This window comes from Leptotrichia hongkongensis, assembly GCF_007990635.1.
GTDB classification, from domain to species: Bacteria; Fusobacteriota; Fusobacteriia; order Fusobacteriales; family Leptotrichiaceae; genus Leptotrichia; species Leptotrichia hongkongensis.
In genome coordinates this window covers 1,297,111-1,323,588 of the sequence record NZ_AP019846.1, presented here as the reverse complement: position 1 = coordinate 1,323,588, position 26,478 = coordinate 1,297,111, and the positions used below count along the sequence as shown (strand labels likewise).

Sequence of the window (26,478 nt, the reverse complement as noted above, 5' to 3'; positions counted from 1 at the left end):
ATTTTGATAATGGAAAAAGAAAAAATTTATCTGCATTATGATATGGATGCCTTTTTTGCTGCAATTGAGCAAAGGGATAACAAGGAACTTAGAGGAAAGCCTATCGCAATAGGACATGGAGTTGTTACAACGGCAAGCTATGAAGCTAGAAAATATGGAGTAAAATCTGCAATGCCAACAGTTCAGGCTAAACGGCTATGTCCAAATCTTATCGTTGTGAGCCTTAGAAAAGGTGTTTACTTTGAAGAGGGCAGAAGAATACAGGGATTAATAAAAAATGTATTGAAAAAATCTGAATTTACATCTGTTGATGAAGGTTATATTGATATTACAGAATTTATTCGAAATAAAAATATGAAACTTGATAAAAGAGATGAAATTTTAAAGATTGAAAGATTTATAAAAAAATTTAAAAAATTTATTTATGATAATTCTAAGCTTACTTGCTCAGTTGGTATAGGTTTTAGCAAGATAAGTGCTAAAATTGCAAGTGATATTGATAAGCCAAATGGCTATTTTATATTTAGAAACCGTGAACATTTTTTAGATTATATTTATAATAAGGAACTTGGGATAATTCCAGGAATCGGAAAAAAAACAAGGGAAGTATTGAAATTATTTAATATAACGAATGTCTTTCAACTCTATGAAATTGAAAAAAATGAGTTAATCAGAAGATTTGGGGAAAGTAAAGGAGAGTATCTGTATAATGCTATTCGTGGCTTGCATTCTTCTGAAATAAATACAGATAGAAAAAGACAGTCTTATGGACACGAAGTTACTTTTAATCAGGAGGAAAATGATATTTTTGTATTACATGCTGAATTAAAAAAGCAATCAGAAAGATTGAGCAGCAAACTTATTGAGAAAAATGAATTTGCTAAAACTGTTACAATAAAAATCAGGTATTCCAATTTTGTAACCCATACCCGTTCAAAGACTTTGAAAAGTGCAACTAATGATATAAACAAAATATATGAAGCAGCAATCGAAAATCTAGAATTCTTTGAAAAAAAAGATGAAGTACGACTTATTGGAGTACAGCTTAGTTCAATTTTGAAAAGTAATGTAGTTCAGTTATCATTTGATGATTTAAAATAGATTATTAAAAAATTTGAGAAAAATTATTTAAGTTGGGAAGTGAAAGTAAATGACTTTAAATGAAAAAGAAATATTAAATTACATTGATGAAATAAATCTCTTGTTAGAAAAAGCCTATGTGCCTTATTCAAAATTTCCTGTAGCAGCATTGTTAATCGATAATAATGGAAAAAAGCATAAAGGAGTAAATGTTGAAAATGCATCCTTTGGACTTACGCTTTGTGCTGAACGTAATGCGATTACAACAGCGGTTACTGAAAATATGAAGAAAATAAAAGTACTTGTTGTAACAGGAAAAACACCTGAGCCAATTAGCCCTTGTGGAGCGTGTAGACAGGTAATAAGAGAGTTTTCTGACAACGATACAGTAATAATTTTAGCAAATAAAGATAAAAAATATAAAATCACTTCATTGGAAGAGCTTTTGCCATATTCATTTGGACCAGAAGATTTGTAGAAATTTATAATATTTTTTAAATAATTAATAAATTATTATATTTTTTACAGTTTTTACTTGGCAAAATCAAAAAAATAGGTTATAATGTAATTGAAAATAACGTGTGTTATATAGAAATTATAAATATAAATTTATATTATTAGGGAGTGATTTTTATGAAAAAGTTTGTACTAAAGAAAATGTTTCTAGTTTCAATTCTATCTATAGGTCTTAGTACTATTTCAATGGGAGCGGCATTTATAACATCGTCAAAAGACAATGCAATTAATATAAGACAATCTGCCAATACAGATTCTAAAGTTATTGAAACTGTTACAAATGGACAGATATTGGAAAGCAATGAAAAATCTGGAGAATGGCATAAAGTAACTTATTACGATAACGATATAAAAAAATCATTTACTGGTTATGTTCATGAAGGTCAATTAAAGGAAATTGTAGGAAAACTTACTATAACTTCGAGCGAAGGATACAGTAATATAAGAGAAAAACCAACAACAAAATCTACTATAAAAACGAGATTAAAAACAGGACAAACTGTTTACGCAATAAGCAAAACAGATGACAACTGGTATTATATAAGATATAATGGAAATGAGCACGGATATATTTTCAGTAATCAAGTAAGTAAAAAATAAATTTAGAATAGTTTAGAAATAATTAATTATAAAGTAAAAAAATGGCAGGAAGTATTAATATATACAATCCAGCTATTTTTATATCCAAGAATTTATTTCAAAAATAAAAAATGAAATTTGATAAAAATTGATTTGATAACTTTGTTAAAAAAATAAAATTTAATTCTTAAGTATCCATATAAGAGGCTCTCATTAAAAAAACTGCTTATAATAAATATTTTTCTTATAGTTTTTATGTTTTTCTTTTATAAAGCAAGGGAAATCAATCGCCATTTCCCTTGCAACCCTGGCTTGTCTAAGCATTTTTTTGAAACAAAAACAAAACTCGCTGACGCTCAGACAGTTGTTTTTATTCCAAAAAAATCACGACATTCTATATTAAATTATAAAGATTATTGTATTTAAGTTTCAGGCTTTTACATTTTAAAAATATTAAATAAGCAAAATTTCGTTAAAGGAAAAATAACTAAATACGAATGTATTTCTTTCGTCATAATTTTTTATAATGATAGAACTTATTTATGTTAAAATAACTTTTGTTTGCGAAAGTGAGCGTAGTTTTACGAAGCGAGTTTTATTTTTTCTTTATAAGAAAGTTTTGCGTAAAGCGAGGTTGTAAGGGCATGGTGTCTGATGCCCTTACGTTACAAAAAAATTGAATAGAAAAAACATTATTAATCATAATATTTAATAAATTGAAATAAAAAAGTCCTTTAAGATAGATACTTAATGATAAATTTAATTAAAGGATATTTAGCTGTATAATAGCATAATCTTGTAAAAAAATAATTTTAATTTCATAATTTTTTATTTCTTCTCTTTAAACGGGAAATAGCACTAACTATACATCTCATTCAGCCTTGCTTCAACAGTTTCATCATTTAAATAATCATCATATTCCATTTCTTTTTCTAAAATACCTTTTGGTGTAATTTCGATTATTTTATTTGCAATTGTTTGAATAAATTCGTGGTCGTGTGTTGTGAATAAAATTGTTCCGTTAAATCTTTCCAGCGATTTATTTAACGATGTAATTGATTCAAGATCTAAGTGATCTGTTGGGTTATCTAATAATAGTACGTTTGCATTGGATAGCATCATTTTTGAAAGCATGCAACGAACTTTTTCCCCTCCAGAAAGAACTTTGGCCTTTTTTTTCGCCTCTTCTCCTGAGAATAGCATTCTTCCTAAGAATCCACGTACATATTCTTCATGCTGGTCAGGTGAAAATTGTCTTAGCCAGTCAATCAATGACAAATCTACACCTTCAAAAAATTCAGAGTTGTCTTTTGGAAAATAACTTTGAGAAGTTGTAACTCCCCATTCAACAGTTCCTGAATCTGGTTCTAATTCTCCAGCTAGAATTTGGAAAAGAGTAGTTTTTGCAATGTCATTTTTTGATAAAATAACAACTTTGTCTCCAGTATTTATCGTAAAGGAAATATTGTTAAGAACTTTTTCACCATCAACAGTTTTGGTTAAGTTCTCAACTTTTAACATATTGTTCCCAGCTTCTCTTTCAGGCTTAAACTCAATGTATGGATATTTTCTGTTAGAAACTTGCATATCTTCAAATTGCAATTTTTCAAGCTGTTTCTTACGGCTTGTAGCCTGTTTTGATTTTGAGGCATTGGCAGAGAAACGTGCAATAAAGTCTTGCAATTCCTTTTTCTTTTGCTCCATCTTTTTATTTTGGTTTCTGATTAATTCTTGCATTAATTGATTTGATTCGTACCAGAAATCATAGTTTCCAACAAACATTTTAATTTTTCCGTAATCAATATCAGCAATATGAGTACAAACCTTGTTTAAAAAGTGTCTATCATGCGAAACTACAAGTACAGTTGTGTTTTCCAAGTCCATCAGAAAATCTTCTAGCCATTTTACTGCGTGCAAGTCAAGTCCATTTGTAGGCTCATCTAATAATAATATGTCAGGATTTCCAAAAATAGCCTGTGCAAGCAGAACCTTTACTTTTTCAGGTTCTGTTAACTCTTTCATCAGTTTATGATGAAGTTCAGAAGGAATTCCTAAACCAATAAGGAATTTTTCAGCATTTGTTTCAGCTTCCCAGCCATCTAGCTCTGCAAATTCCCCTTCAAGTTCAGCCGCTAAGTTTCCGTCTTCTTCTGTAAATTCAGTTTTTGCGTATAGGGCATTTTTTTGCATCATAATATCGTATAATTTTGCATGTCCCATCATTACTACATTTAGCACTTCTTCATCTTCGTAAGCAAAGTGATCCTGTTTTAAAAATGATAACCTTTTATTTTTTTCTATAATAACTTCTCCAGAAGTAGAATCAAGCTCCCCAGTTAACACTTTCAAAAAAGTTGATTTTCCAGCTCCATTCGGTCCAATGATACCGTAACAGTTTCCTTCTGTAAATTTAATGTTTACTTCATCAAAAAGTTTTCGTCCACCGAACTGGACAGATAAATTACTTGTTGAAATCAAAAAATTTCCTCCTTAAATATTTATATTTTACTTGTATTATATCAAAAATTTTCACTAAAAACAAAATAAATTTATTTAAAACCTTTATTTTTTTCAAAATAATTGGTAAAATATACGAAAGAAAAATTTTAAAATGATAGAAATAGAATGGGGAAAATTATGAACAAGACAAATTTTCATACTCACAATTACCGATGTGAACATGCCGTTGGAAATGTGGAAGATTATGTAAAAGTAGCAATTAGAGAAGGTTATACTGAACTTGGAATATCAGATCACGCTCCAATGCCTGAATATTATAAAAACAATAGAATGAAAGAAGAAGATTTTAACGGATATCTGAAGGAAATAGAAGAAGCACAGGAAAAATATGGAGATAAAATCAAGATTTATAAATCACTGGAGATTGAATATTTTCCAGAATTTATTGAAAAATACGATAGATATAGAGAAAAATTAGATTATCTTGTTTTAGGACTGCATGCCTTTAGAAAAGATGGAGATGATACAAATTACAATGCTTGGAAGATACAGACAGGGGAAGATGTGCTAGCTTATGCGAAATATATGGTTGAGGCTATAGAAAGTGGTAAATTTGACTACATTGCACATCCAGATTTGTATGTAATAAATTATCGGACTTGGGATGAAAACTGTGAAAAAGCAGCGCACATGATTTCAAAAGCATCAGAAAAAATGGATGTACCGCTTGAAGTAAATGCAAACGGAATAAGAAAAACATTTGAAAGACATCCAGACTGGGACAGATATATGTATCCATACAAGGAATTTTGGGAAATTGTGAAGCAGTATAATGTTAGAACGATAATCGGTTCGGATGCACACGATTTTAACAGAATGGAAGACAAAGAGATGGAAATTGCAAGAGAGTTTGCAAAGGAAATTGGTCTGAATGTAATTGAGAGTATTTTTTAGAATTGTAAAATTTAACAGGAGGAATTAAATTGAAGAAAATAATTTTATTTATTTGTATTTTGATAGGGGTAAGTTCATGTGATATGATTGCTGAAAATATTCAAGAATCAAAAACTAAATAGACCATCTATCATTGTTGGAAAGAATCAAAATACGATTGGCTTGGAACTTTTAGAAAAAAGTACTGAAAAAATATTGTGGAACAGGATGGAATTAATAATACCTAAAAATTCAAAAATAGATGAAGTAAATGGAAGATTAGAATACGATGAACAAGCATTAGAAATAGAATTTAAATATATTCCTAATAAAAATAACGATGAGATTTGTTTTGATGTACCAACTTCGTTTAAAGAATGGTATAAAAAAAGAAATAATGAGCTATATCTTATGTATGCTAATAATTTTCAATCTACAAAGAGTAATATGAGATTAGCTGAAAAAATAGCAAAAGAAAATGACTTTATTGAATGTAAGAACGGATTAATATAAAAATTTTTATAAAATTAAGATTGAAGAACCAAAGGAAAGGAGTGCATGGTATTATTTGTCATGTAATAAATAAAAATGGATAATAGTTTTAGATTTTTAAAAGGTTCAAAAATGACACATCCTACGACAGGTATAACTTTGGAGTATTTGGATAAATCTGATGCGGTTTGTTTTGTGCTGTTTAATGAAGCAAAAGAAAAAGTAATTTTAGTGAAACAGTTCAGACCAGGGTCTAAAGATTATGAAATTGAAGTTTGTGCTGGGCTAATTGATGGAGATGAAAAACCTAGAGCTGCTGCATTTAGAGAGCTGAAAGAGGAAACGGGGTATATGGAAAAAGATGTTGCGGATATTGAGGAATTACCGCAGGGGCTGTATGTATCACCAGGATATACTACTGAGAAATTATACTTTTTTAGTGCAAGACTAAAATCTGATGATATTAAGCCTGTAGAGCAGTCACTTGACCATGGGGAAGAAGTAGAAGTAGTATGGGTCGATGTGAAGGATATTACAAAGATGTCAAGAGATATGAAAACAATACTTGCAGTAACTTATTTTTCAAAAGAAGATAAATAATTTTAATCTATAATATTGACTTTTGTACCAAAAAAGAAGGGAGGAGACTATGAAGATATTTTTACCATTGCCTTTAATAATACTAATTTTTTATCTAATTTATGTAGTTTTTTTGGTAATTATGAAAAAAATTAGATTTAATGCAGAAAATTTGGAAGAACTGGATGGAGAATTTATATTTACTTTTATAAAAAGAATAAAAAAAGAACAGATATATTTCAATATTGATGAGGTTAAGATGTGTATTTTAACACGGATTTTTATTCACCAGGGAACTTTTAAAACGATAAATTTTAATATCTTTTTGAATGATGGATATAGCTTGAGATTGAGGAAAAAGAATGAATGTTTATTATTTTTGCAAGTATGTCGAGAGAAAAGGGAGGAGCTGTATCAGAAAATTCTAAGTATGATACCTGCAGATATGACAGTTATTTCAATTATTGAAAAAGAGCTTGATAATTTTAAACGTTAAAAACAGCATTATGAAGGGGAAATGAAGAATGGGTTTATGGAATTTTTTTAAGAAAAATAAAAAAGTGCAGTCAGGTGTCTGTTTTTCAAATGAAAAATCCTCTATAGAGCTTGTAAAAAGTTTTTTGGAAACTTATGCAGATGAAATTAGGACAGTTTCAACAGAAGACGGGAATAAATTGACTGAAAAAACGAGGAAATTTTATTTTGAGCTAAATGACGGAAGAAAGATAACAATAGTCGTAAATCCAGATAGAAATTTTCTCTTAAAAGAAAAAATAGGAATAGAAATCTTTTTAGAAAAACTGAATTCAGAAAGTTTTATAAATCTAAGTGAAGAGGAGTTTTCTAAATATAACAAGCTATTTGTAACTGTAGAAGCGATTAATAAGGAAGAAATGAAAGATGAAGAGAAATTATTGGATAAAACCACAAATTTTCTTAGAAAATTTCATAAATTTATTATACAGAAGAGCTTGAATCATTATCATTTTGGCAATAGGAAGATGGTTCGAAACCCTGAAAAATGGGAAGTTTCAGATTTTATTCCACCACTTTCAGAAAAAATGTTCACTGAATATAATTTAGAAATAACAAACAATGATATTGAAAGAAAGAATAAAAATATAGACAGAATAAAGCAGAACAGTTTTCCATATAATGAAAATATGGAAGTAAACATATCAGAAACAAATGTGCAAATACGTAAAAAGTGGGATATTATAAGAAGAATAGTGGCAATAGTGATGATACGCCTTGCCGCTGAAACTTATCTTGAAAAAAAAGAAAATGGGCAAAAAGAATTAGAAACAATTATCGATATTTTTGAAAAGAAATATGAGTTTAAACAAGTCTTATCAGAGCGTGAAAAAAATTATCTGGAAAATCCATCAGATGATAAGGAATTAAACCTGGAATTTTATTTTATGTTAGAAACTGCAAAAATGCTATTGTGGGTGTTATCGCTTATTGATATTGAATTTGAAGATTTTAATACATTTTGTGATGTTTCTATGTTTATAGATGGATTAAAATACGAAAAACTAAAATCTTTTGCAAGAAAGTGTGAGATGCGTTCAAAAAATAAGATTTTAGATATGCTAGACTATACATATAGGTTAAACTGGGCAAATGTTGAGATAAAACTAGAAGGGTATAATAGAATTGTAAATGAGAGTATTGTGTATTTTAGCAGGCTTGCTCTAGAATGGGTAGTTAAGGATGGAAAAAATATGGAAGAGATTATAATTCATACATAAATTTATAATGTTGGTTAAAAATTTTTATTTATAATTTATGTTATAAAAACCTAAAAATAGTTAATAATCAAAACAATCAAATTTAAATAAAAATTTAGACTATTTAAATAGATTTAATTAAAAAAAGGGCGTATAATAAAATAATTTGAAAAATTAATTGACAATAGATTTCAAAAATGATAATATTAAAACATAGAATTTAAAAGAAATTTTTGTAATTATAATGTGTAGAAGGAGAAAATTTAAGATGAAGAAAATCGCAATCTTAACAAGTGGAGGAGATTCACAGGGGATGAATACAGCGATAAGAGCTGTCACTAAAGCTGCTATAAACAAAGGAATGGAAGTTTATGGTATAAGAAGAGGATACAAAGGAATGCTTGAAGATCAGATTTTTCCATTGACATTGTTAGATGTAAGCGGAATTGCTGATAAAGGAGGAACAATTTTATTATCAGCAAGATTGCCAGAATTTAAGGATCCTGAAGTTAGAGCAAAAGCGGCGGCTAATTTAAAAAAATATGGAATTGACGGATTAGTTGTAATCGGTGGAGATGGATCATTTCATGGAGCACACTATTTGTACGAGGAACATGGTATTAAAACAATTGGAATACCTGGAACAATTGATAATGACGTAGCGGGAACTGACTATACAGTTGGTTATGATACAGCATTAAATATAATTCTAGATGCTATTTCTAAATTAAAAGATACAGCAACTTCACACGAAAGAACATACTTAGTTGAAGTAATGGGAAGAAACTGTGGAGATTTGGCTCTTTATTCTGCAATAGCAGGAGGAGCAAGTGGAGTAATGATCCCAGAAGCTCAAAGTTCTATCGATAAAATAGCCGAAGTAATCAAAAAAAGACGTGCAGAAGGTAAATTGTACGATATAATCGTAGTTGCAGAAGGTGTTGGAAATATTATGGATATTAAGGATGAATTAGCTAAAAAAGTTGATACAAATATAAGAGTTACAATCTTAGGACATATTCAAAGAGGTGGAGCACCAACAGCATTTGACAGAATATTAGCAACAAGATTAGGAGTAAGAGCGGTTGAGCTTATCGAAGAAGGAAAAGGTGGATTAATGGTTGGAATTCAAAGTGAAGAAGTAACAACTCATAAATTATCTTACGCTTGGGAAAATTATTCTAAAACATCTGCTTCTGATTATGCAATCGCAAATATGTTATCGTTATAATTGTTAAAGTCTTTATTAGATAGATTTAACAGTTTAAAAAATAAATGAATATTTCTTACGGAAGTAGGAGTTCATTGATAAAATAAGGCAATGAAATTTTAAATATCAAATTTTAGGAGGAAAAATGAAAATTAAAATGACTAAAGTTGTTTGTACTATCGGTCCAAAAACTGAAAGTGTTGAAATGTTGACAAAATTAGTAGAAAGCGGAATGAACGTAATGAGATTGAATTTTTCTCATGGTGATTTCGAAGAACATGGAGCTAGAATTAAAAATATTAGAGAAGTAATGAAAAAAACAGGTAAGGAAATAGGAATTTTATTAGATACTAAAGGACCTGAAATCAGAACTGGAAAATTAGAAGGTGGAAAAGACGTATTATTAGAAACTGGTAAAAAAGTAACTATTACTACTGATTACTCTTTCGTTGGAAATGCTGAAAAATTTGCAGTTTCTTATCCTGGAATTGTTGATGACTTGTATGAAGGAACAACAGTATTATTAGATGACGGTTTAGTTGGATTAAAAGTTGAAAGCGTTGATAAAGCAGCTGGAGAAGTTCACTGTGTTGTTACAAATACTGGAGAATTAGGAGAAACTAAAGGTGTAAACTTGCCGGATGTTTCGGTTGGATTACCAGCATTAGCTGAAAAAGATATTGCTGATTTGAAATTTGGTTGTGAACAAGGTGTTGACTTTGTAGCGGCTTCATTTATAAGAAAAGCATCTGACGTTGCTGAAGTAAGAAAAGTATTGGATGACAACGGTGGGAAAAATATCCAAATTATTTCAAAAATTGAAAGCCAAGAAGGTGTTGATAACTTCGATGAAATCTTGGAATTAAGTGATGCAATCATGGTTGCTAGAGGAGATTTAGGAGTAGAAGTACCTGCTGAAGAAGTTCCATTTATGCAAAAAATGATGATTAGAAAATGTAATAAAGTTGGAAAACCAGTTATTACTGCAACACAAATGTTAGATTCAATGATTAGAAACCCACGTCCTACAAGAGCAGAAGCAGGAGACGTTGCTAATGCTATCTTAGATGGTACAGATGCAGTTATGTTATCAGGAGAATCTGCAAAAGGTAAATATCCAGTAGAAGCTGTTAAAATGATGGCTACTATTTCAAAAAGAACAGATGAATTTAAAAAATTCAAAACTATCGAAACCCCAGATGGATCAGAAATTACTGTTACAGAAGCAATTTCAAGCGGTGCTGTAAGTACTTCTCATGCATTAGATGCTAAATTAATCGTATGCTGGACAAAAACTGGTAGAGCGCCAAGAATGATTAGGAAATATGGACCAACTGTACCAATTATTGCTTTGACTGACAATGAACAAACTGCTAGACAATTGGCATTAGTAAGAGGAGTTAGAGCTTACGTAGAAAAAGGATTGGATAAAACAGATGATTTCTTTGCAAGAGCAAGAGAAATAGCAGCTAATCACGAAGAAGCTAACAAAGGTGATTTAATAGTAATGGTAACAGGAATCTCTAAAGAAGGAACAACTAATACATTCAGAGTAGAAAGAGTTGGAGAATAATTAAAAATCTGATTATTTAACCACATCACACACAATAAGTAATTATAAATATTTTATGAGGGAAATGGTTCTTATACCTTTCCCTTTTTAAAATAGTATAGTTATTTTTTTAAAATTTTTATATTGTCTAATTTTATAATTTAAATAAAAATGTAATATTTAAGGAAAGGGGTGAAATAAATAATATGAAGAAATTAAATGATTTGATAGATGTTTTTGCAAAATTGCCAGGAATTGGTAGAAAAAGTGCAGCTAGAATTGCATTTGATGTACTTGATAGAAGTGAAGCTGATATTGATAGAATGCTTGAAATAATAAAAGATTCACATGCTAATATTAAACATTGTGAAATTTGCGGAAACTTATCTGAAAATGATATTTGTGAAATTTGTGCCAACGATAAAAGGGACAAGGAAGTTATATGCGTTGTTGAAGGAGTGCGAGATGTAATTGCTTTTGAAAAATCTGAAACATATAATGGACTTTATCATGTACTTGGTGGAAAGATAGATCCATTAAATGGAGTTACAATTGAAGATCTGAATTTGAGAAAGTTAATGAATAGACTAAATGAAGATGTAAAAGAAGTTATACTGGCTTTAAATCCTGATTTAGAAGGTGAAACCACAAGTCTATATTTAACAAAATTTTTAAAAGAGAAGAATATTAAAATTTCTAAAATTGCGAGCGGTATTCCAATGGGAGGAAATATTGAATACACAGATATGGCAACACTAGGGAGATCTCTTGAGGGTAGAGTTAATGTGGATGATGTAGATAAATAGCCTACTTATTTTGTCTAGTTTTAAGTGCTAGAACTGCTATAGTTTATAATAGTTTTGTAGTAAAATTTCTGTTGAAGAAATCTAGGTATATAAAAAAACAAATTGTGTAAATTCAAATATATTTAATACGAGTTTACACAATTTTTTATTCATAAATTCTTTTTTATTTTATCCATACATCTCTTCAATCTTTTCATCATCAATTCCGAATAGATAAGTCAGTATAAATCCTCCTACATATGCTCCAAGCATTGCGACTATAAAGTAAATCCAAGATCCAGGAACAACAATAAGTAGTCCAAATAAACCTGAAACACCTTGAGAAATTGTTCCTAAATGAAATAAAACTGCAAGAACTCCACCAAATCCAGAACCTAGGCAAGCTGTAATAAAAGGTTTTCCTAATGGTAAAGTTACAGCATACATTAATGGTTCACCAATTCCAAGTATTCCAACAGGAATAGAATCTCTTACCATATTTTTAAGCCGTTGATTCTTAGTTTTTATATAAATTGCAATCCCTGCGCCAACTTGTCCTCCACCTGCCATCATAAGTATAGGAAGCAGATAGTTAATTCCTTTTGTAGGGCCTGTCGGATCATTAAGTAAGGTGTGTATAGGAGTTAAAGCTTGATGTAGTCCAACTGAAACTAAAGGAAGGAATCCAGCTGCCAGTATATATCCTCCCAATATTCCTAATTTCTTATATGAGAAATCAAGAATAGCGAATATAAAGCCTGTTACAACAGTTCCTAAAGGCTGAATTATTATTAGGGCTATAAATACACCTATTATTAAAGTTAGAAGAGGAGTAAAAAATGTATCAAGCATTACAGGAACTATCTTTCTTATATTTTTTTCCAAATATGCGACTATTATTCCCATAAATAACGATGCAAGCAGTCCTCCCATTCCAGGTGCAAAAGGCTTACCTGTAAAAGGAAGTATAACTGCACTCTTGTCTTCAACTTTAAAAAGTAAAGGCAATGCTGGATTTGTGATAAATATTGATCCCATAATTCCGCCAAGCACTGCAGTTCCGGCAAATTCTTTTGCTGCATTCATTCCTACATAAATCGCAAGATATCCAAACATAACAAATCCGATACTTCTTATCGCAGCAAACCACCATACTGTATTATAAGCATTTTTGGTTGCAACATTTATTACATTTGTAAGTCCCATTATTAATCCTGATGCGATTATTCCAGGTAATAGAGGTACAAATATATTTGCAATTTTTTGAAAAAATCGTTGGACAGGACCATTATATTTTTGTTTATTTGCTTTCTTATTTTTATTTGCTACATCCTTTACGTTACTATCTGAAAATCCTAGAGCAATACCACTAAGTTTTGAAAATTCATCTCCTACTGCATTTACTTTTCCAGGCCCTAGTATTATCTGTAAAGTTTCAGCATTTACTACGTTCAGTACGCCATCAACTTTTTTTAACTTTTCTAAATCTACTTCATTTTTAACTTTAACTCTAAGTCTTGTCATGCAGACTGCGTTTGAAGCAATGTTTTCCTTACCGCCTAAAATATCATAAATTTCCTTTGCTGTTTTTTTTGCATCCATAATGCTCATCTCCTTTGTAAGTTGAAGTTTCAAAATCTTTTAATTAAATAGTTAAAGATAAATCTATTAGATAGAGGCATTTTTATTTTTTTACAAAAGAAAATTTTTGCCAAGGTTTGATGTAATCAATTAAAAATATTTCTTCATCTGCTATTTTTCCAACAACATTTGATTTTCCAGTATTTTTCATTTCTGTTTTTGCAATTAAAAGTTCCCCTGCGTAATGTCCAAATTCGCTACTTTCAATAATTATATCTCCCTTTTTTATTATTTCAGGAGCATTGAAAATTTCAAAATTATGTTCTTTATATTTTACACGGCTATTTGTAGAACGGATTAGATTTTCAGAAATATCACCTCTATTAAAGTGAAATTCATCAAAAATTATTTTTTGTTCTATTTCAGGAACATTTTTTTCAAGTTCAATTGAGAAACTTACCATATCTTTACGTACCTTTTTAAATTCTTCTAGTTCTTCATCAGTTGGATAGCAGTTTGAAATAATTATATCGTCAATTGTTTCTAGTGCGACAAAATGTTTGAACTGAACTATCAATGGTAAATTACGATGCATTTCCAAAGTTGGTAATCCTTGCGTTACTGGCTTAGGACCAAAACTGTTTTTAGCTTGTGAAGTTATAAATGCGGCTGTTCGTAATCCATATTTTGCAAAATTTTCTGTACATTTTTTGAAAAATTCCAATCCTAATCCTGTGTGGATATGAGGATAAAAGTTATGGCATCCTATTAGATTATTTTTATTTGGGCGGTAATCCATAATTGTATCGATATAATGAGTATCGTTGCTCATATTTATCTCAATTTTTAAATTTTCCTTATTAAATGTCATAATGCTTTCCTGCAATCCAGTAAATCCAATATCAAGCCTAATTCCGTCAGCTCCCATTTCCTTAAAAAATGCTAAATTATCATAACTTATTCCTAAGTCATCAAAAACTTTTGGATTCACATCCAGAATAATTTCAAATCCTTTTTCCTTGGCATAATAATTTACTTTTTTAAATTTTTTTAAAATTATTTCTTTATCCTCTGTAGAAGAGAGCAGACAACTGAATATTCGGCTAAAGCCAGCATCAAAAGATTTATCAATATAACTTATCAATTCTTCTTCAGTTGTCTTTCCAGGATAAATAGAAATTCCTAATTTTCTCATTTTGTGTTATTTCCCTTCTTCTATCAATTTTTATTCTTGTGCTTCAGCATGTTCTTCTGCCAATAATTTTTTCTCGTAGGCATTAAAGAAAGGATAGTAAATTGCAACAGAAATTATAATAAGAAGTATATTTAAAATAACTGCTCTAAAATCTCCATTTGTTGCTAAAAATGCTCCTATCGGCCCAGGTAGAGTCCAAGGTGGTGTTGAAGTTACACGGTTTACCAGTTCTGCTACCATTGCGAAATAAGTGATAGAAGCATTAACTATTGGAACAATTATAAAAGGCGGTAATAATGTAGGATTTAATACTATTGGAGCTCCAAAAATAATTGGCTCGTTTATGTTGAATATTGAAGGAAGGATTGCTGCTTTTCCTAGTGTCTTACCGTAAGTTGATTTTGATTTTAATAGCAGTAATAATGCAAATCCTATTGTCCTGAACCGCCAATCCAGATAAACCATTGATATAAAGGTTCTGCCGCGATATGAGGAATATTTTGTCCATTTGCCAAAGCTGTGGCATTTTGTTCAAGAAGCATAAGCCATAACGGACGCACAACAGATCCGACAATTGAATCGCCGTGAATTCCAAAGCTCCAGAAGAACGTAATCATAAATACAATAAGGATTACAGAAAACCAAGAGTCACTAAATTTCAGAACAGGTTTTATAATTGAGCCTATTATATCGTGCAAATCTATATTTAGCCAGTAAGTCAAAATTGTCAATGTGAAAATAATTATTGCCGCTGGAGTTAAGGCTTCAAATGAGCGTGCAACTGATTCTGGCACAGCTTCAGGCATTTTTATTCTAAATCCAGTTGTTGTAGTCATTCTATATACTTCAACTGCAAATATTGCCGCTATTATTCCTACAAATAAACCTGCAGAGCCTAATCTTGACATTTGCAGTGCATATCCAATATCTTCCTGAATAAGCTGAGAGCCTTTTGTACCCTCTTCAACAATAATTTGTACTGCTTTTCCACCGATAGTTTGATTTATCACTTCAATCGGATTAATCATTTTTGGCATAATTGTAAGTAAAAATGCACAGACTGACAGGATTGATCCTGTAATCCCGTCCAATTTATATGATTTTGAAAGGCTGTAACCTATTCCCATAACAGCATAAAGACCCATTATGAACATTGTCATACGGTAGGGCAGCAGCATTTGTACCGCATGTTTTTTTGCTAAAACTGAAATTGCCCATTCTTTTGGAAAAGGTGGGAACGCTAAAATTAAAAATATTGACCCGACAATGATTAGTGGCAATGTGGAAACTATACCGTCCCGTATTGCCCTTAAATGTCTTTGTTCTGATATTTTTGCCATTTTTATTGAAAGTTGTTCTAAAACTGCCATAATTCTACTTCCTTTCCTGTTGCGATATTGTTTTTGTGAATTGTTAAGATATTAAAATTTATTTATTTTGTATTAATTCTTGAATTTGTTTTAATAGTTTTGGACCTCCGAGTGGGCTATACCCTTGCGGAGTAATCATTGCACACGGTACACCTGCTTCGCTTGCTTGGGCATTTAGTGTATCAAATCTGTGTCTTATTTGAGGAGCAACCATTGCCACGTCATATCCATTTTTTACTTCTTCTTCAAATTGCTGCGTACTCACAGCCTTCACTTCAATTTCTACGTCTTTTGCATTTGCTTCTTTTTCAAGAGCCTTTACTGCTACCGCACTAGACATTCCTAATGAACATACAAATAATACTTTCATAAAATCCTCCTAATTTTTATTTTTCAATTTTTATAGTTTTTGTATCAACTCTATTCAAAATAGTGTTAGTTTTCCAACTATCTGTTTTATAAACCTATTGCTTTTCAAGGTTATCAATTCTTTTATACATTTTTATCATACCTTCAATTAAGGTTTTTGCCTCAATTGCTGTCATCAAATGATCCTGTGAGTGAACGAATAGGACTGAAGGTGTAATACCTTTGCCATTTACTTCTGCCTGAATTATTTCCGTCTGAACATTGTGAGCGGATAGCAGAGCCTCATCAGCTTCTTTCAATAAATTTTCAGCTTTTTCAAAATCCCCTTTTTCTGCCTCGCTTAATGCTTCATAAGCTAATCCTTTTGCAGTTCCAGCACTATTTACAATTTCAAATACAACTAATTCCATTTGTTCCTTATCCATAATTTCTTATTTTCCTCCTTTTTGATATTTTTCTCTATTTTCATAATAATCCTTAAACTGTGGTAAATATTTTTCGTGTGCATCTAGAAGTTCATTCAAAACCTTTCTTCCAATTGTAGTTCCAGGAACTAATGGATTTGTAGTGAAAGCCTGCAATGCGGTGTAATAATTTCCTGTAACAGCCGCTTCCACAGTCAGTTCTTCCATTGCCTTCATTAGCTGAATATATCCTCTCTGTCCAGCATTTGGAAATTTACCGAATGTTATAGGTTTAGGTCCGTTTGCTGTAATGTATGAGGAAATTTCAACTGCCGAATTATATGGTAAATCTGCGATAGCTCCTTTGTTTCTAGTATTTACCGCCATTATTATGCCTTTGTCATTGTAGATAGCGCTAATTAATTCACAGGCTGCATCAGAGTAATAAGCGCCACCTCTTTGTTCAAGCTGTTTAGGTTTTTCCTTCAAATTTACATCCTTGTAAAGTTCAAAAAGTTCTGCTTCAACTCTTTTAACAATTTCCCCTCTTGTTCCATTCTCCTTATATGATTTCAGCCCTTCAGCCAGCATTTCATCCTGTAAGTAATAATATCTATGATAGTCACAAGGCAGCATTCCCAAATTTTTTATCTGATCATAATCGTAGTTTATGCTGACAATATTTTTTACACCGAGATTTTCCTTATCCTGCCTCTTGTCCCATAAATCTGATGTAAGCTCATTTCCTTTCTTGTCCCATACCTTGTACCAGACAAAGTGATTCAGCCCTGCAAATTGGAATTTAAACTCGCTAATATCTTTTTCATAAAGGCTTGCACAATCCATCTGAGTATGTACTGGAATATTGCAAAGTCCGACAACTTTTTCAAAATTTCCATAGTTTAGTACAGCTTCTGTTACGATTCCCGCAGGATTTGTAAAATTAATAAGCCAAGCATTTGGAGCAAGTTCCTTAATATCCTTCACAATATCAAGTATTACAGGAATTGTACGAAATGCCTTGAACATTCCCCCAGCTCCATTTGTTTCTTGTCCTAGGAGTCCATTTTCAAATGGTATCCTTTCATCTTTTATTCTCGCATCAAGAAGCCCTACACGAAACTGAGTTGTTACAAAGTCTGCATCCTTTATAGCTTCCCTTCTATCCAGCGTCAAATAAACCTTGCAGTTAATACCAGCCTTTTCCACCATTCTTTTAGCCAAATTTCCAACTATTTCTAATTTTTCTTTCCCTTCCTCAATATCAACTAGCCATATTTCCTTAACTGGCAATTCCTTTATCCTTTTAATAAATCCTTCTATCAGTTCAGGAGTATAGCTGGAGCCTCCACCAATCGTTACAATTTTAATTCCATCCCTTTTTTCCATTTTACTGTCCTTTCTAAATTGCTAAATATTTTTTTCAGAATATTCATGTATCAATTTTGCTATATTATTATCGTATTGTTTTAATTTTTCAGTTGCCATATCTCTATCAATATCCAAAAGTATCATAGCAATAGCTGTTTTTACATCATTTCCAGCTTTTTTCAAAACGGAACTTGCAATTTCATAATCAGTCCCAGTAGTTTTCATTATTATTCTTTTCGCTCGCTCAACTAGTTTCTGATTGGAAGTTTTTACATCCACCATGTAGCCTGAAAATACTTTTCCAAGTTTTATCATAAGTGTAGTAGAAATCATATTAAGTATCATTTTCTGAGCTGTTCCTGCTTTCATTCTGGTAGAGCCTGTCACAATTTCAGCACCAACAGGGACTTCTATTGGATATTGACTGACTTTGGATAAATCAGAATTTTTTGAGCAAGTTATACTTCCCGTAACTGCCCCAACGCTGTTTGCATATTCTATTGATCCTAAAACATAAGGGGTTCTGCCAGAAGCCGCAAGTCCTATAACTACATCATTTTCAGTAAGATTAATATTTATTAAATCCTGTTTTCCAAGTTCTGGCTTATCTTCAGCATTTTCCTTAGCCTTGAATATCGCTTCATTTCCACCGGCAATTATTCCTTGAACTTTTTCAAAGGAAACTCCGTAAGTAGGAGGACATTCTGACGCATCAAGAATTCCAAGTCTTCCCGATGTTCCTGCACCAATATATATAATTCTTGTTTCTTTTTTATATTTTGACAATATGGCGTCTATCAGCCGTGAAATGCTATCTAATTCTTTTTCTACGCAAAATGCCACTTTTTTATCTTCCTCATTTATTCTTTTCACAACTTCAAGGCTATCCTGTAATTCGATATCCTTGCTATTAGGATTATTTTCTTCAGTAGACAATTTTTCAAGTTCAATCATTATTTATCACACCCTTTAAGTTAAGTCTAAAACTAGTTCTTTACACCATAATTATATCTCGATTTTTCTTAAATGGAAGTCTATTTTTAAATTTATCTGAAAAATTTGTTTAAAAGAGAAGAAAAATGCTGATAAACTTAAACTCTATTAAAAAAAACAAGAGCATAATTATTTTTTACACTCTTGCTTATTTATAGATGGTTAAAGTTACTGTTTATTAAATTCATTTGTTAAAAACCATAGATATAACCGATATAAAATTTATACTTTTTATTTTATTAAACTAAATACAAAATATGGAAGAAACCCCATGCACATACTTGAAAAAATAATCCAAAGTCCCGACACAGTCTCCACAATTTTTCCTGATAAATCCTTTTTCAAAAATTTTACTATAAAATATATCGAAACTATCAATATTACAAGCAATGTTAATCCACCAAAGAAAAAGTATTCTTTATAGGTATGGGTAAGCCCAAGAATAACAAGAAGATATTCAATAACAAAAAGTAGGCTTAAAACAACCACAGCCTTTTTTCTCCCCCAAAGTTTGCTATATGTCTGTACTCCATACTCTTCTTCATCAGTTCTTCTTGTTTTTCTTCCAATTTCCAATACGATTCCGTTTAAATAATTTAATGCAAAAAGAGGAATTAATGCAAAATCAATATTATGTCTGTACCGTTGTAATATAAAAACGTCAAAAATATTTTTTGGTACAATGTATTGTGTAGCTTCTACAATAACAAGAGTAATGAATACCATTATTACAACGTGGGAGAGAGCATAAATCAAAATTCTTTTTGTAAGCCATTTTTTTATAAAAAATTCTTTTGCCATTAAGAACATATAAATCCATACAAATATCATAAAATAAATAATTTCAGGATCTATAACGTGTGCAAGCATTATTTGTATTATAACAGTTACAATTCCTGTTTTTCCTAATGTTTTTAAGGAAATTATACCTCTTTGAACAGGACGGTAAGCCCTGTATTTTAAGTCTTCCTCATAATCCTTAAATTCATCTGTAATTCTTAATTGAAAGAAAAACATAAAAACTATGATAAATAGAGCGATTATTTTATATTGAAATATCCCTATTTTAACTCCGTTTGTAAAAAGATACATAATTTTTGAATTGTATAACAAACTTGTATAAATGTATCCTGACAAAGTAAAAATCAATACGAAAAAAGAGTTTTTTCCCAATGGAAACCGTTCATTCAAATATATTTTGAAATTTTTTATATTTTGGATTATTGATTTTTTTGAATTTATATTACTTTGGCTCATTTATTTCTCCTCTTACAATATTATATATAAATAGATTTTACTGACAATAGAAGTCAATCATGGAAAGTAAATATCCTGTATTACTGTCTACTGGTGTACTTTCAATAAAATCTTTAATTTTATACCTTAATATTAATTTTTTTTCATTATATTGTTCACGCTTTTCAATGGTCATTGCTCTATCCAGAGAATGACTAAACGGACTTCCTGAACTTGCAATGCCTTCTATAATTCCCCCTAAAAAATCAAAAAACAGTCCTCTTGCTTTAGAACGCATATGAGTCTGATACTTTTCATCGAGATATGATAAATCTGCCTCGCTTTTTTCTGCTGAAAGATAAAATCTTTTCAAAGCTCTCCTGTCATATAATGAAAATAATTTTAATCCTTCCTGAATTAATTCTTTTGCTTCTGTTTTCATAAAATTTCCTTTCTGAATTTAAATTTTTAAATTTTTTCAACTATTTCTTCCAGCCTTTTATAATCCGTCTTGCTGTTATGCCTTTTATCCATTGGAATTTCAATTTCGATTATTTTAAATATTCCAAATTTTTCTTTTAGTTCTTTAATTTCACTATCCTCAGATAAATTTCCTTTAAATCCAGGGTTTCTTTCGGCAAAGAGATATAATTTATTATTCTTGGAAGTAAGGACTGATTTTTTTAAGTTTTTACAAAATGAAAAGGCAGTTTCTACAGTAAAAGGATAATAAATGTTTTCTTCAATCTGTATTCGCCCTTTAACTCTTCCTAGCAGTATAAGTTGACCTTTTTTGTTAATATATCCCATATCTCCTGTTCTATGCCATTTTTCATTTGGTTTTTTCTCAACATTTAAATATCCGTTTACTACATTTTCTCCTTTTACAAGTATTTCACCTTTTAATGCTGAAAAATCTTCAACATTGTTATCTTTTAAAATTTTATTTTTTTCAGACGTTTTTTCTAATTCTTCTATTTTAAGTTCTATTTCATTAACTATTTTTCCAGCGAGAAGTCCATCACCATTTTTCATATTTTCAATATCTTCTTCTGTTATGTATTCAAAATTTAATACTGATATGGGTTCAGCCTCTGACGCTCCATACAAGGCTATAATTTTAGCATTTGCGAAAACATCTTTAATCTTTTTCATAAGGCTGTAAAAGACAGGAGCTCCACCTGTGTATACCTTTTGAACATTTTCAAGCATTATTTTTTCATCTTTGCAAAATTTCACGATGTTTTCAAATATGGCAGGAGGCAAGATGATGTTTTGTATATTATTTTCTGTTATTTGCTTAACAATATTCCCAAAATTTGACTCGACAGGTTTTCGCCAGTTCAAATCAGGAATAAAGGTAGTTGTTCCTGTTGCCATATGTGAAAGAAGAAATATCGGGAATGAAGAATAAACAGCTGTTTCTTTTTCAAATTTTAGATTTTTTTCAAGCACATTGTGCTGTCCAAGTAAAAATTCATGCGTTCTCATAATAATTTTTGGAAAGCCTGTACTCCCGCTCGTAAAACTGATAAGAGCAGGTGTACTTCCGTCAATTTTTTCGTTTTGAATTTTTTTCTGATTTTTATTTTTTTCATATATCGAAAGTTTTTCAGAATGTTCCATCATTTTAATATAATTAATTTTTTTGCCAATTTTTCTGATTCCTTTTAAAAAGAATCCTTTTAAAAGTATTTTTCCGCTTCCAATTATTCCGTCAGGGGAAATCATTTCGCAACATTTATTTATATGCTCAATACCAGCATACGGATCAATAAACACAGCCTGCAGTCCCATTTTAAATATTGCAGTCAGAATAAGATAAAATTCTATGCCAATGGGGACAAAAACAACGATTTTATTTCTTTTTTTAAATCCTTTTTGTGTCAAGTAACTGCAAATTTCATCTGATTTTGTATCAATTTGAGTAAAAGTAATCTTATTTCCTGTTTTTAAATCAAATAATGCTGTATTGTCTGGATATTGTTTTCTCAAATCTTTAATTTTGTCAATTATTGTCATTCTACACCGCCTTTTATTTAAAGTTCCTTTATAAACAGGGCATATCTTCTTAACTCATCTCCTAGAAGTGAGCCGATATTTTTTGATATATTTTTTTCGTGCATCAAGGCATAAATCACATTTTTATAGCCTGAATGTTCTGCTTCCTTTACAAGTTCATCTATCAGAATATATCCCATCCCTTTTCCATTATATTTGGGAGAAATTGCAATCGTTTTAAGAATCATAGTTTCTACTTTTTCTTTGTATTGAAGTTCGGCATAATCAGGTATTCCAAATACATATCCAATTAGTTCATCTTCTTTTAGATAAAGCATTTTAAAGAATTTTTTTACAATTTTATCTTCATAGCTCATATACATTTTCAAAAATATTTCTCTATCCAATTCAGAATAAAGAAAATTATTTTTAAATGCCTCAATTGTCAAGTCGTAAACTTTATTCAGTATAGTGATTAAATCCTCATTTTCTGCAGATTTTACTGTTATATCCTTATAATAGTCAAATTTTTTCAACTTTTCAATTTTTTTAGATAAATGCCCCCTTTGAACAGGATTCATATTTTCCATTATTGTTGAAATATAGTAGGTAAGTGGCTTAAAACCAATTTTTTCAAAGAGTTCCACATAATAGTCTTCATTCCAAGGTTCCATAAGAAATGGCGAACGATGTCCTTTGTCAGTAACATAACGATATGTATTCCAAGTAGTTCCATTTAAAGGACCTATTATTGTTTCTATACCATCTTTTTAAGACTTTCAAAAATTTCATTAAATATTTCTGTTCCATTTTTTCGATATTTTTCCAAAATATTTACATTTCCAATATATGATGTTGCCTTTTCATTGCAATTTGGACGATTGTGCCATAAATTAAGGCTTCCAGCCATTTCTTCGTTTTCATTATAAAAAGCAATAATTTCAGATGGACGTTCTATTTGTATTTTTGGAATTTCATTTTGTGAAATCTTATTTTCCCTAATATATTTTTCTAAATAGTTTTTATTTATTCGATTATTTTCTGTTATTGTGTATCGCTTGATTTTCATTTTTAAATTTTCTCCTTTTTGATAATTTATTTTATTTATATTATACTAAATCCCGTTTAAACAATAAATTTATTACAAACTTTTTTAATTAAAGGATATAAATCTAGTATTTTCAAATAATTCAAGATGTATTTTTTTACAGAGTATGGTATAAATTAATCTGTCGGAGCATTTTTTTGTGATGACAAAACTGTTTGAGCATAGCGAGTTTTTTGTCAGTGCAGAAAAATGTCGTAGACTAGCCATAGGTTATTGCGTAGCAATCTTGCCAAATATTTTGATTATCTGAAAAAGTCTTTACTGCAAGATAAGGATTTGTGGCAATGAGCAATCCTACGGAAATAAAAAAGAAAAAAAGTTAAATGAATATGAATTATTTATCAAATAACCCTGATATAAAAATTTATTCTTGCTTTTAAACGAAGTTTAGTATTAAACTCTAATATGTCTAAAAATAAATTGATTTATTAAATATTCGATTTTAAATAATAAGTTTTTATAACATTCCTAATCCTAGTAATAATATAGAACAGGCAAAAACTATTCCAGAAGCTATAAATACCTTTGTTTCTCCACTAAGTTCCTTTTCCTTTTCAATAATATAAAAAATCTTCATACTTGTTTCGTAAATAAATATTCCGCCAAATATAAAAATTACTATTCCAATTAGCATTTTAAAATCCCAAATTCTTGACAAGGCAAGATAATTTATTATAAAGAAAGCAAATGCCTTTCCAATGCTTCCCATCAAAAAATTCATTCTAAATGTTTCCCGTTTTATATTTCCAGCGTTATCTCTTATTAAATTTATAATTCCAAAATGCAGTGAAAAGGTGAATATATAAATAAGATACATTTTATTTTTATCAAGTATGATGCTCATAGCAAGCCAGATTGCTGTTGTAAATGCTATTGTCAAAAGTCCTCTGAGAGAATCTTTTACTTGCCCTCTTACCTTTGGCGTGAAATGATAATAGCCAAGATACATTATTAGTGGTGGAATAAGCCATTTTATTCCTCCAATTATCATAACGATGTAAAGAAAAAATAAACTTGCAGTTTGTGCAACTCTTGTAAGCGTAGTCTTTTTTCTATTCAATATTATAATTATAAAAAGTATCATTATTACCCAAAATTTATACATCAGCTCCTGTGCTGTCAAATATAAATTTAATCTTAGAAATAGATACACAAAAAGCGGCACAAAAAGATTATCCAGTCCGTTCCATGAAATAACTTCAAGAATCATTGTAAGGATACTTAGCAGAAGAGAAACAAGTACAATGTTTATACTTCCGATATCACTGAAAAACAGAAAGAAGTTTATACATATGAAGTATGTTGTCAGAAAGAATGTTGCCGAGCCTTCTATCGATTTTGTTCCAAATCCTGTATTAAATTTATACTTGCTGTAAAATTCCCCTATGAGAGCCGCAAAGGCATCGGAAAACATAAGAATTATAAGCGGAAGAGCGTACATTACCTTATCTTCATTTGATACAATCCACAATCCAAGAATACTTATAATAAAGTATATATCTCCGAAAGTTTTCCTGTTTTTTGTTTCCAGCACTTTTTTAAATCCTGTTATTTTATGCTTTACTATCCTAATGGAAATAAGTAACATAAGAAAAACTGCTCCAAGCATTATAACTGAACTTTTTTTTTCAAATATAAAGGGAAGTGCCAGCCCTCCGATTCCTGAGCCTATGTGCAGAATTTTTCGTATAAGTTCTGAATTTAGCTTTTCACTTTTTTCAAGTTGATTCAACAAAAGGAAAAACAGGATAAAAGCTGCTAGAACAACTATCATTTTAACTATTTCCATATTTTATCACCTTTTCAACTACAAAATCAGTATAAAAAAATGTCTTGTCCTTTTCGTGAAGGCTTTTATCAAATTCTTTCAACCTATGAAATTTGTTTTTTATATCTTCTTCTCCTTCTACAGATTCTAATTTTGATGAATTTCTCTCCACAATTAAGTTCCAGTATGCCAAGATTGCATTATTATCAGCATTATCATAAATTTTTTTCATTAATTTTTTGTAATTTTCCAAAGACATATACTCAAATATATCACTTAAATTAAATTTGTTTATTTTAAAATCTATTCCATCAAGATATTCCTCAACAGAATTCTGGACAATTTCCAATTTATGAAGATTTTTCTTGATATTTTCAAAATTTTCTTCTCGCAAAAAGTAAGGCAGGCAGTCCAAACGGTAATTTCCTGTCATAATGTAGTAAATATAAGGATTTTCATAACTATCCAATTCACAAAGGGCGTATCTGCTTCTTTCCTTCATTTCTTCAGAAATATTTTTTTCTGCATATCTAAAAAATTCCTTGTCTCTTCCAAGTTTTCCGACCACATATCTGGAAAAAAACAGTTTAAACATCAGTTTCCATCTAAAATTATTCCAATGACTGTTATAATACTCAGTTCTTTCCTGCCTTGATTTTTTTTCAAGCAGTTTTACAATTCTTTTTTTATTATGCACAAAAGGAAGTATCCTTTTCCTGAAAATCTTAAAAAATTTTTCAAATTTTCCAATATGAATTATACCATTTTCAATCGCTTCCTTATTAAAATCCCAGTAATTTTTCACACTTTCTTCAAGATTTGACCTTATCTTTTCATACATCCCAATTCTTTCAGATGAACTTTTTATCCCCATAAACTTTAACATTTCCTCATACGAAAAACTTTTAAATACTTCTCTTTTAAGTTTAGCAAGAGCTATCTGTGGAAAACTTATATCAAGAGCCACTATTTTTTGAGGATTTTTAGTAAGCATCGAAAATACATTATCTCCCGCCGACAAAATTCCAAAGCATATATCTTTTTCATTTATATCAAGGCTTTCAAGCAATATTTCTGTATCTTCCCAGCATTGGGAATACCTTATCAAAGAAAAATCAACTTTATTTTCTTTTACTTCACTTTTCAATTATGTTCCTCCTAAT

At 30.2% G+C, this 26,478-nt stretch carries 26 protein-coding genes and 2 pseudogenes; 13 read left to right on the top strand and 15 right to left on the bottom strand.

The features are described from left to right. The first annotated feature begins 9 nt into the window (after window positions 1-9). From dinB to FVE75_RS06315, 3 genes are all read left to right on the top strand, one after another. Window positions 10-1,101 (top strand): DNA polymerase IV, encoded by a 1,092-nt coding sequence (gene dinB / locus FVE75_RS06325; protein WP_147005723.1) that lies wholly within the window; start codon window positions 10-12, stop codon window positions 1,099-1,101. Between the two features lie 49 nt (window positions 1,102-1,150). Continuing rightward, window positions 1,151-1,558 (top strand): cytidine deaminase, encoded by a 408-nt coding sequence (gene cdd / locus FVE75_RS06320; protein ID WP_147005722.1) that lies wholly within the window; start codon window positions 1,151-1,153, stop codon window positions 1,556-1,558. A gap of 155 nt (window positions 1,559-1,713) precedes the next feature. Further along, window positions 1,714-2,196: an SH3 domain-containing protein gene (locus FVE75_RS06315; RefSeq protein WP_147005721.1), complete on the top strand. Its 483-nt coding sequence runs from the start codon at window positions 1,714-1,716 to the stop codon at window positions 2,194-2,196. An 837-nt stretch (window positions 2,197-3,033) separates the two neighbouring features. On the opposite strand, the gene FVE75_RS06310 is transcribed toward FVE75_RS06315, so the two are convergent. Next, a complete protein-coding gene (locus FVE75_RS06310; protein ID WP_147005720.1) occupies window positions 3,034-4,653 on the bottom strand; it encodes an ABC-F family ATP-binding cassette domain-containing protein in 1,620 nt (539 codons plus the stop codon). Between the two features lie 159 nt (window positions 4,654-4,812). Here FVE75_RS06310 and FVE75_RS06305 point away from each other — a divergent pair, with 159 nt between their 5' ends. The 9 genes from FVE75_RS06305 (at window position 4,813) to recR (ending at window position 11,940) form a co-directional block, all read left to right on the top strand. Next, complete coding sequence (locus tag FVE75_RS06305) at window positions 4,813-5,589, top strand: histidinol-phosphatase (protein WP_147005719.1); 777 nt, start codon at window positions 4,813-4,815, stop codon at window positions 5,587-5,589. Window positions 5,590-5,618: 29 nt separating this feature from the next. After that, window positions 5,619-5,711 carry a lipoprotein gene (locus FVE75_RS10945; RefSeq protein WP_172618791.1) on the top strand — a complete coding sequence of 31 codons (93 nt, stop codon included), beginning with the start codon at window positions 5,619-5,621 and terminating at the stop codon, window positions 5,709-5,711. Next, a complete protein-coding gene (locus FVE75_RS06300) occupies window positions 5,677-6,081 on the top strand; it encodes a hypothetical protein (protein ID WP_172618790.1) in 405 nt (134 codons plus the stop codon). The genes FVE75_RS10945 and FVE75_RS06300 overlap by 35 nt, the downstream gene beginning before the upstream one ends. Before the next feature lie 75 nt (window positions 6,082-6,156). Further along, window positions 6,157-6,660, top strand: a complete 504-nt coding sequence (locus FVE75_RS06295; protein WP_147005717.1) for an NUDIX hydrolase — start codon at window positions 6,157-6,159, stop codon at window positions 6,658-6,660. Between the two features lie 49 nt (window positions 6,661-6,709). Beyond that, the gene (locus FVE75_RS06290; protein ID WP_147005716.1) at window positions 6,710-7,135 is read left to right on the top strand and encodes a hypothetical protein; all 426 of its coding nucleotides are present in this window, start codon (window positions 6,710-6,712) and stop codon (window positions 7,133-7,135) included. A gap of 28 nt (window positions 7,136-7,163) precedes the next feature. Beyond that, on the top strand, window positions 7,164-8,393 hold the full coding sequence (locus tag FVE75_RS06285; protein WP_147005715.1) for a DUF4272 domain-containing protein: 1,230 nt from the start codon (window positions 7,164-7,166) through the stop codon (window positions 8,391-8,393). Window positions 8,394-8,640: 247 nt separating this feature from the next. Further along, on the top strand, window positions 8,641-9,603 hold the full coding sequence (gene pfkA, locus FVE75_RS06280) for a 6-phosphofructokinase (protein WP_147005714.1): 963 nt from the start codon (window positions 8,641-8,643) through the stop codon (window positions 9,601-9,603). Between the two features lie 124 nt (window positions 9,604-9,727). Further along, window positions 9,728-11,155 (top strand): pyruvate kinase PykF, encoded by a 1,428-nt coding sequence (pykF, locus tag FVE75_RS06275; protein ID WP_147005713.1) that lies wholly within the window; start codon window positions 9,728-9,730, stop codon window positions 11,153-11,155. Between the two features lie 185 nt (window positions 11,156-11,340). Continuing rightward, window positions 11,341-11,940, top strand: coding sequence for a recombination mediator RecR (recR, locus tag FVE75_RS06270; RefSeq protein WP_147005712.1), 600 nt, complete (start codon window positions 11,341-11,343; stop codon window positions 11,938-11,940). A gap of 168 nt (window positions 11,941-12,108) precedes the next feature. On the opposite strand, the gene FVE75_RS06265 is transcribed toward recR, so the two are convergent. The 12 genes and pseudogenes from FVE75_RS06265 to FVE75_RS11420 form a co-directional block, all read right to left on the bottom strand. Beyond that, window positions 12,109-13,521, bottom strand: coding sequence for a PTS transporter subunit EIIC (locus FVE75_RS06265; RefSeq protein WP_147005711.1), 1,413 nt, complete (start codon window positions 13,519-13,521; stop codon window positions 12,109-12,111). Window positions 13,522-13,603: 82 nt separating this feature from the next. Further along, window positions 13,604-14,695 (bottom strand): DUF871 domain-containing protein, encoded by a 1,092-nt coding sequence (locus FVE75_RS06260; protein WP_147005710.1) that lies wholly within the window; start codon window positions 14,693-14,695, stop codon window positions 13,604-13,606. Between the two features lie 30 nt (window positions 14,696-14,725). Continuing rightward, window positions 14,726-16,035 (bottom strand): annotated as a pseudogene (locus FVE75_RS06255) (PTS sugar transporter subunit IIC). Window positions 16,036-16,123: 88 nt separating this feature from the next. Next, window positions 16,124-16,435, bottom strand: coding sequence for a PTS sugar transporter subunit IIB (locus FVE75_RS06250; protein WP_147005709.1), 312 nt, complete (start codon window positions 16,433-16,435; stop codon window positions 16,124-16,126). Window positions 16,436-16,529: 94 nt separating this feature from the next. Further along, a complete protein-coding gene (locus tag FVE75_RS06245; RefSeq protein WP_147005708.1) occupies window positions 16,530-16,859 on the bottom strand; it encodes a PTS lactose/cellobiose transporter subunit IIA in 330 nt (109 codons plus the stop codon). Window positions 16,860-16,865: 6 nt separating this feature from the next. Then, window positions 16,866-18,227 carry a 6-phospho-beta-glucosidase gene (locus FVE75_RS06240; RefSeq protein WP_147005707.1) on the bottom strand — a complete coding sequence of 454 codons (1,362 nt, stop codon included), beginning with the start codon at window positions 18,225-18,227 and terminating at the stop codon, window positions 16,866-16,868. A gap of 21 nt (window positions 18,228-18,248) precedes the next feature. Continuing rightward, entirely contained in the window at window positions 18,249-19,163 is a 915-nt protein-coding gene (gene murQ / locus FVE75_RS06235) for an N-acetylmuramic acid 6-phosphate etherase (RefSeq protein ID WP_147005706.1), read from the bottom strand. 270 nt (window positions 19,164-19,433) lie between these two features. Next, complete coding sequence (locus FVE75_RS06230) at window positions 19,434-20,459, bottom strand: UbiA family prenyltransferase (RefSeq protein WP_147005705.1); 1,026 nt, start codon at window positions 20,457-20,459, stop codon at window positions 19,434-19,436. A gap of 37 nt (window positions 20,460-20,496) precedes the next feature. After that, window positions 20,497-20,880 (bottom strand): hypothetical protein, encoded by a 384-nt coding sequence (locus FVE75_RS06225; protein ID WP_021746198.1) that lies wholly within the window; start codon window positions 20,878-20,880, stop codon window positions 20,497-20,499. A 26-nt stretch (window positions 20,881-20,906) separates the two neighbouring features. Beyond that, complete coding sequence (locus FVE75_RS06220; RefSeq protein ID WP_147005704.1) at window positions 20,907-22,460, bottom strand: AMP-binding protein; 1,554 nt, start codon at window positions 22,458-22,460, stop codon at window positions 20,907-20,909. A gap of 17 nt (window positions 22,461-22,477) precedes the next feature. Continuing rightward, window positions 22,478-23,086 carry a GNAT family N-acetyltransferase gene (locus FVE75_RS11425; protein ID WP_232052469.1) on the bottom strand — a complete coding sequence of 203 codons (609 nt, stop codon included), beginning with the start codon at window positions 23,084-23,086 and terminating at the stop codon, window positions 22,478-22,480. 110 nt (window positions 23,087-23,196) lie between these two features. Further along, window positions 23,197-23,508, bottom strand: coding sequence for a hypothetical protein (locus tag FVE75_RS11420; RefSeq protein WP_232052468.1), 312 nt, complete (start codon window positions 23,506-23,508; stop codon window positions 23,197-23,199). Between the two features lie 178 nt (window positions 23,509-23,686). Between FVE75_RS11420 and FVE75_RS11865 the strand changes: the two are divergent. Then, a pseudogene (locus FVE75_RS11865) lies at window positions 23,687-23,896 on the top strand (hypothetical protein). Between the two features lie 108 nt (window positions 23,897-24,004). Here FVE75_RS11865 and FVE75_RS06210 read toward each other — a convergent pair. Both FVE75_RS06210 and FVE75_RS06205 read right to left on the bottom strand, forming a co-directional pair. Further along, a complete protein-coding gene (locus tag FVE75_RS06210; RefSeq protein ID WP_147005703.1) occupies window positions 24,005-25,336 on the bottom strand; it encodes a diacylglycerol/polyprenol kinase family protein in 1,332 nt (443 codons plus the stop codon). Then, on the bottom strand, window positions 25,323-26,462 hold the full coding sequence (locus FVE75_RS06205) for a DUF3419 family protein (RefSeq protein ID WP_147005702.1): 1,140 nt from the start codon (window positions 26,460-26,462) through the stop codon (window positions 25,323-25,325). The genes FVE75_RS06210 and FVE75_RS06205 overlap by 14 nt, the downstream gene beginning before the upstream one ends. Between the last annotated feature and the right edge of the window lie 16 nt (window positions 26,463-26,478).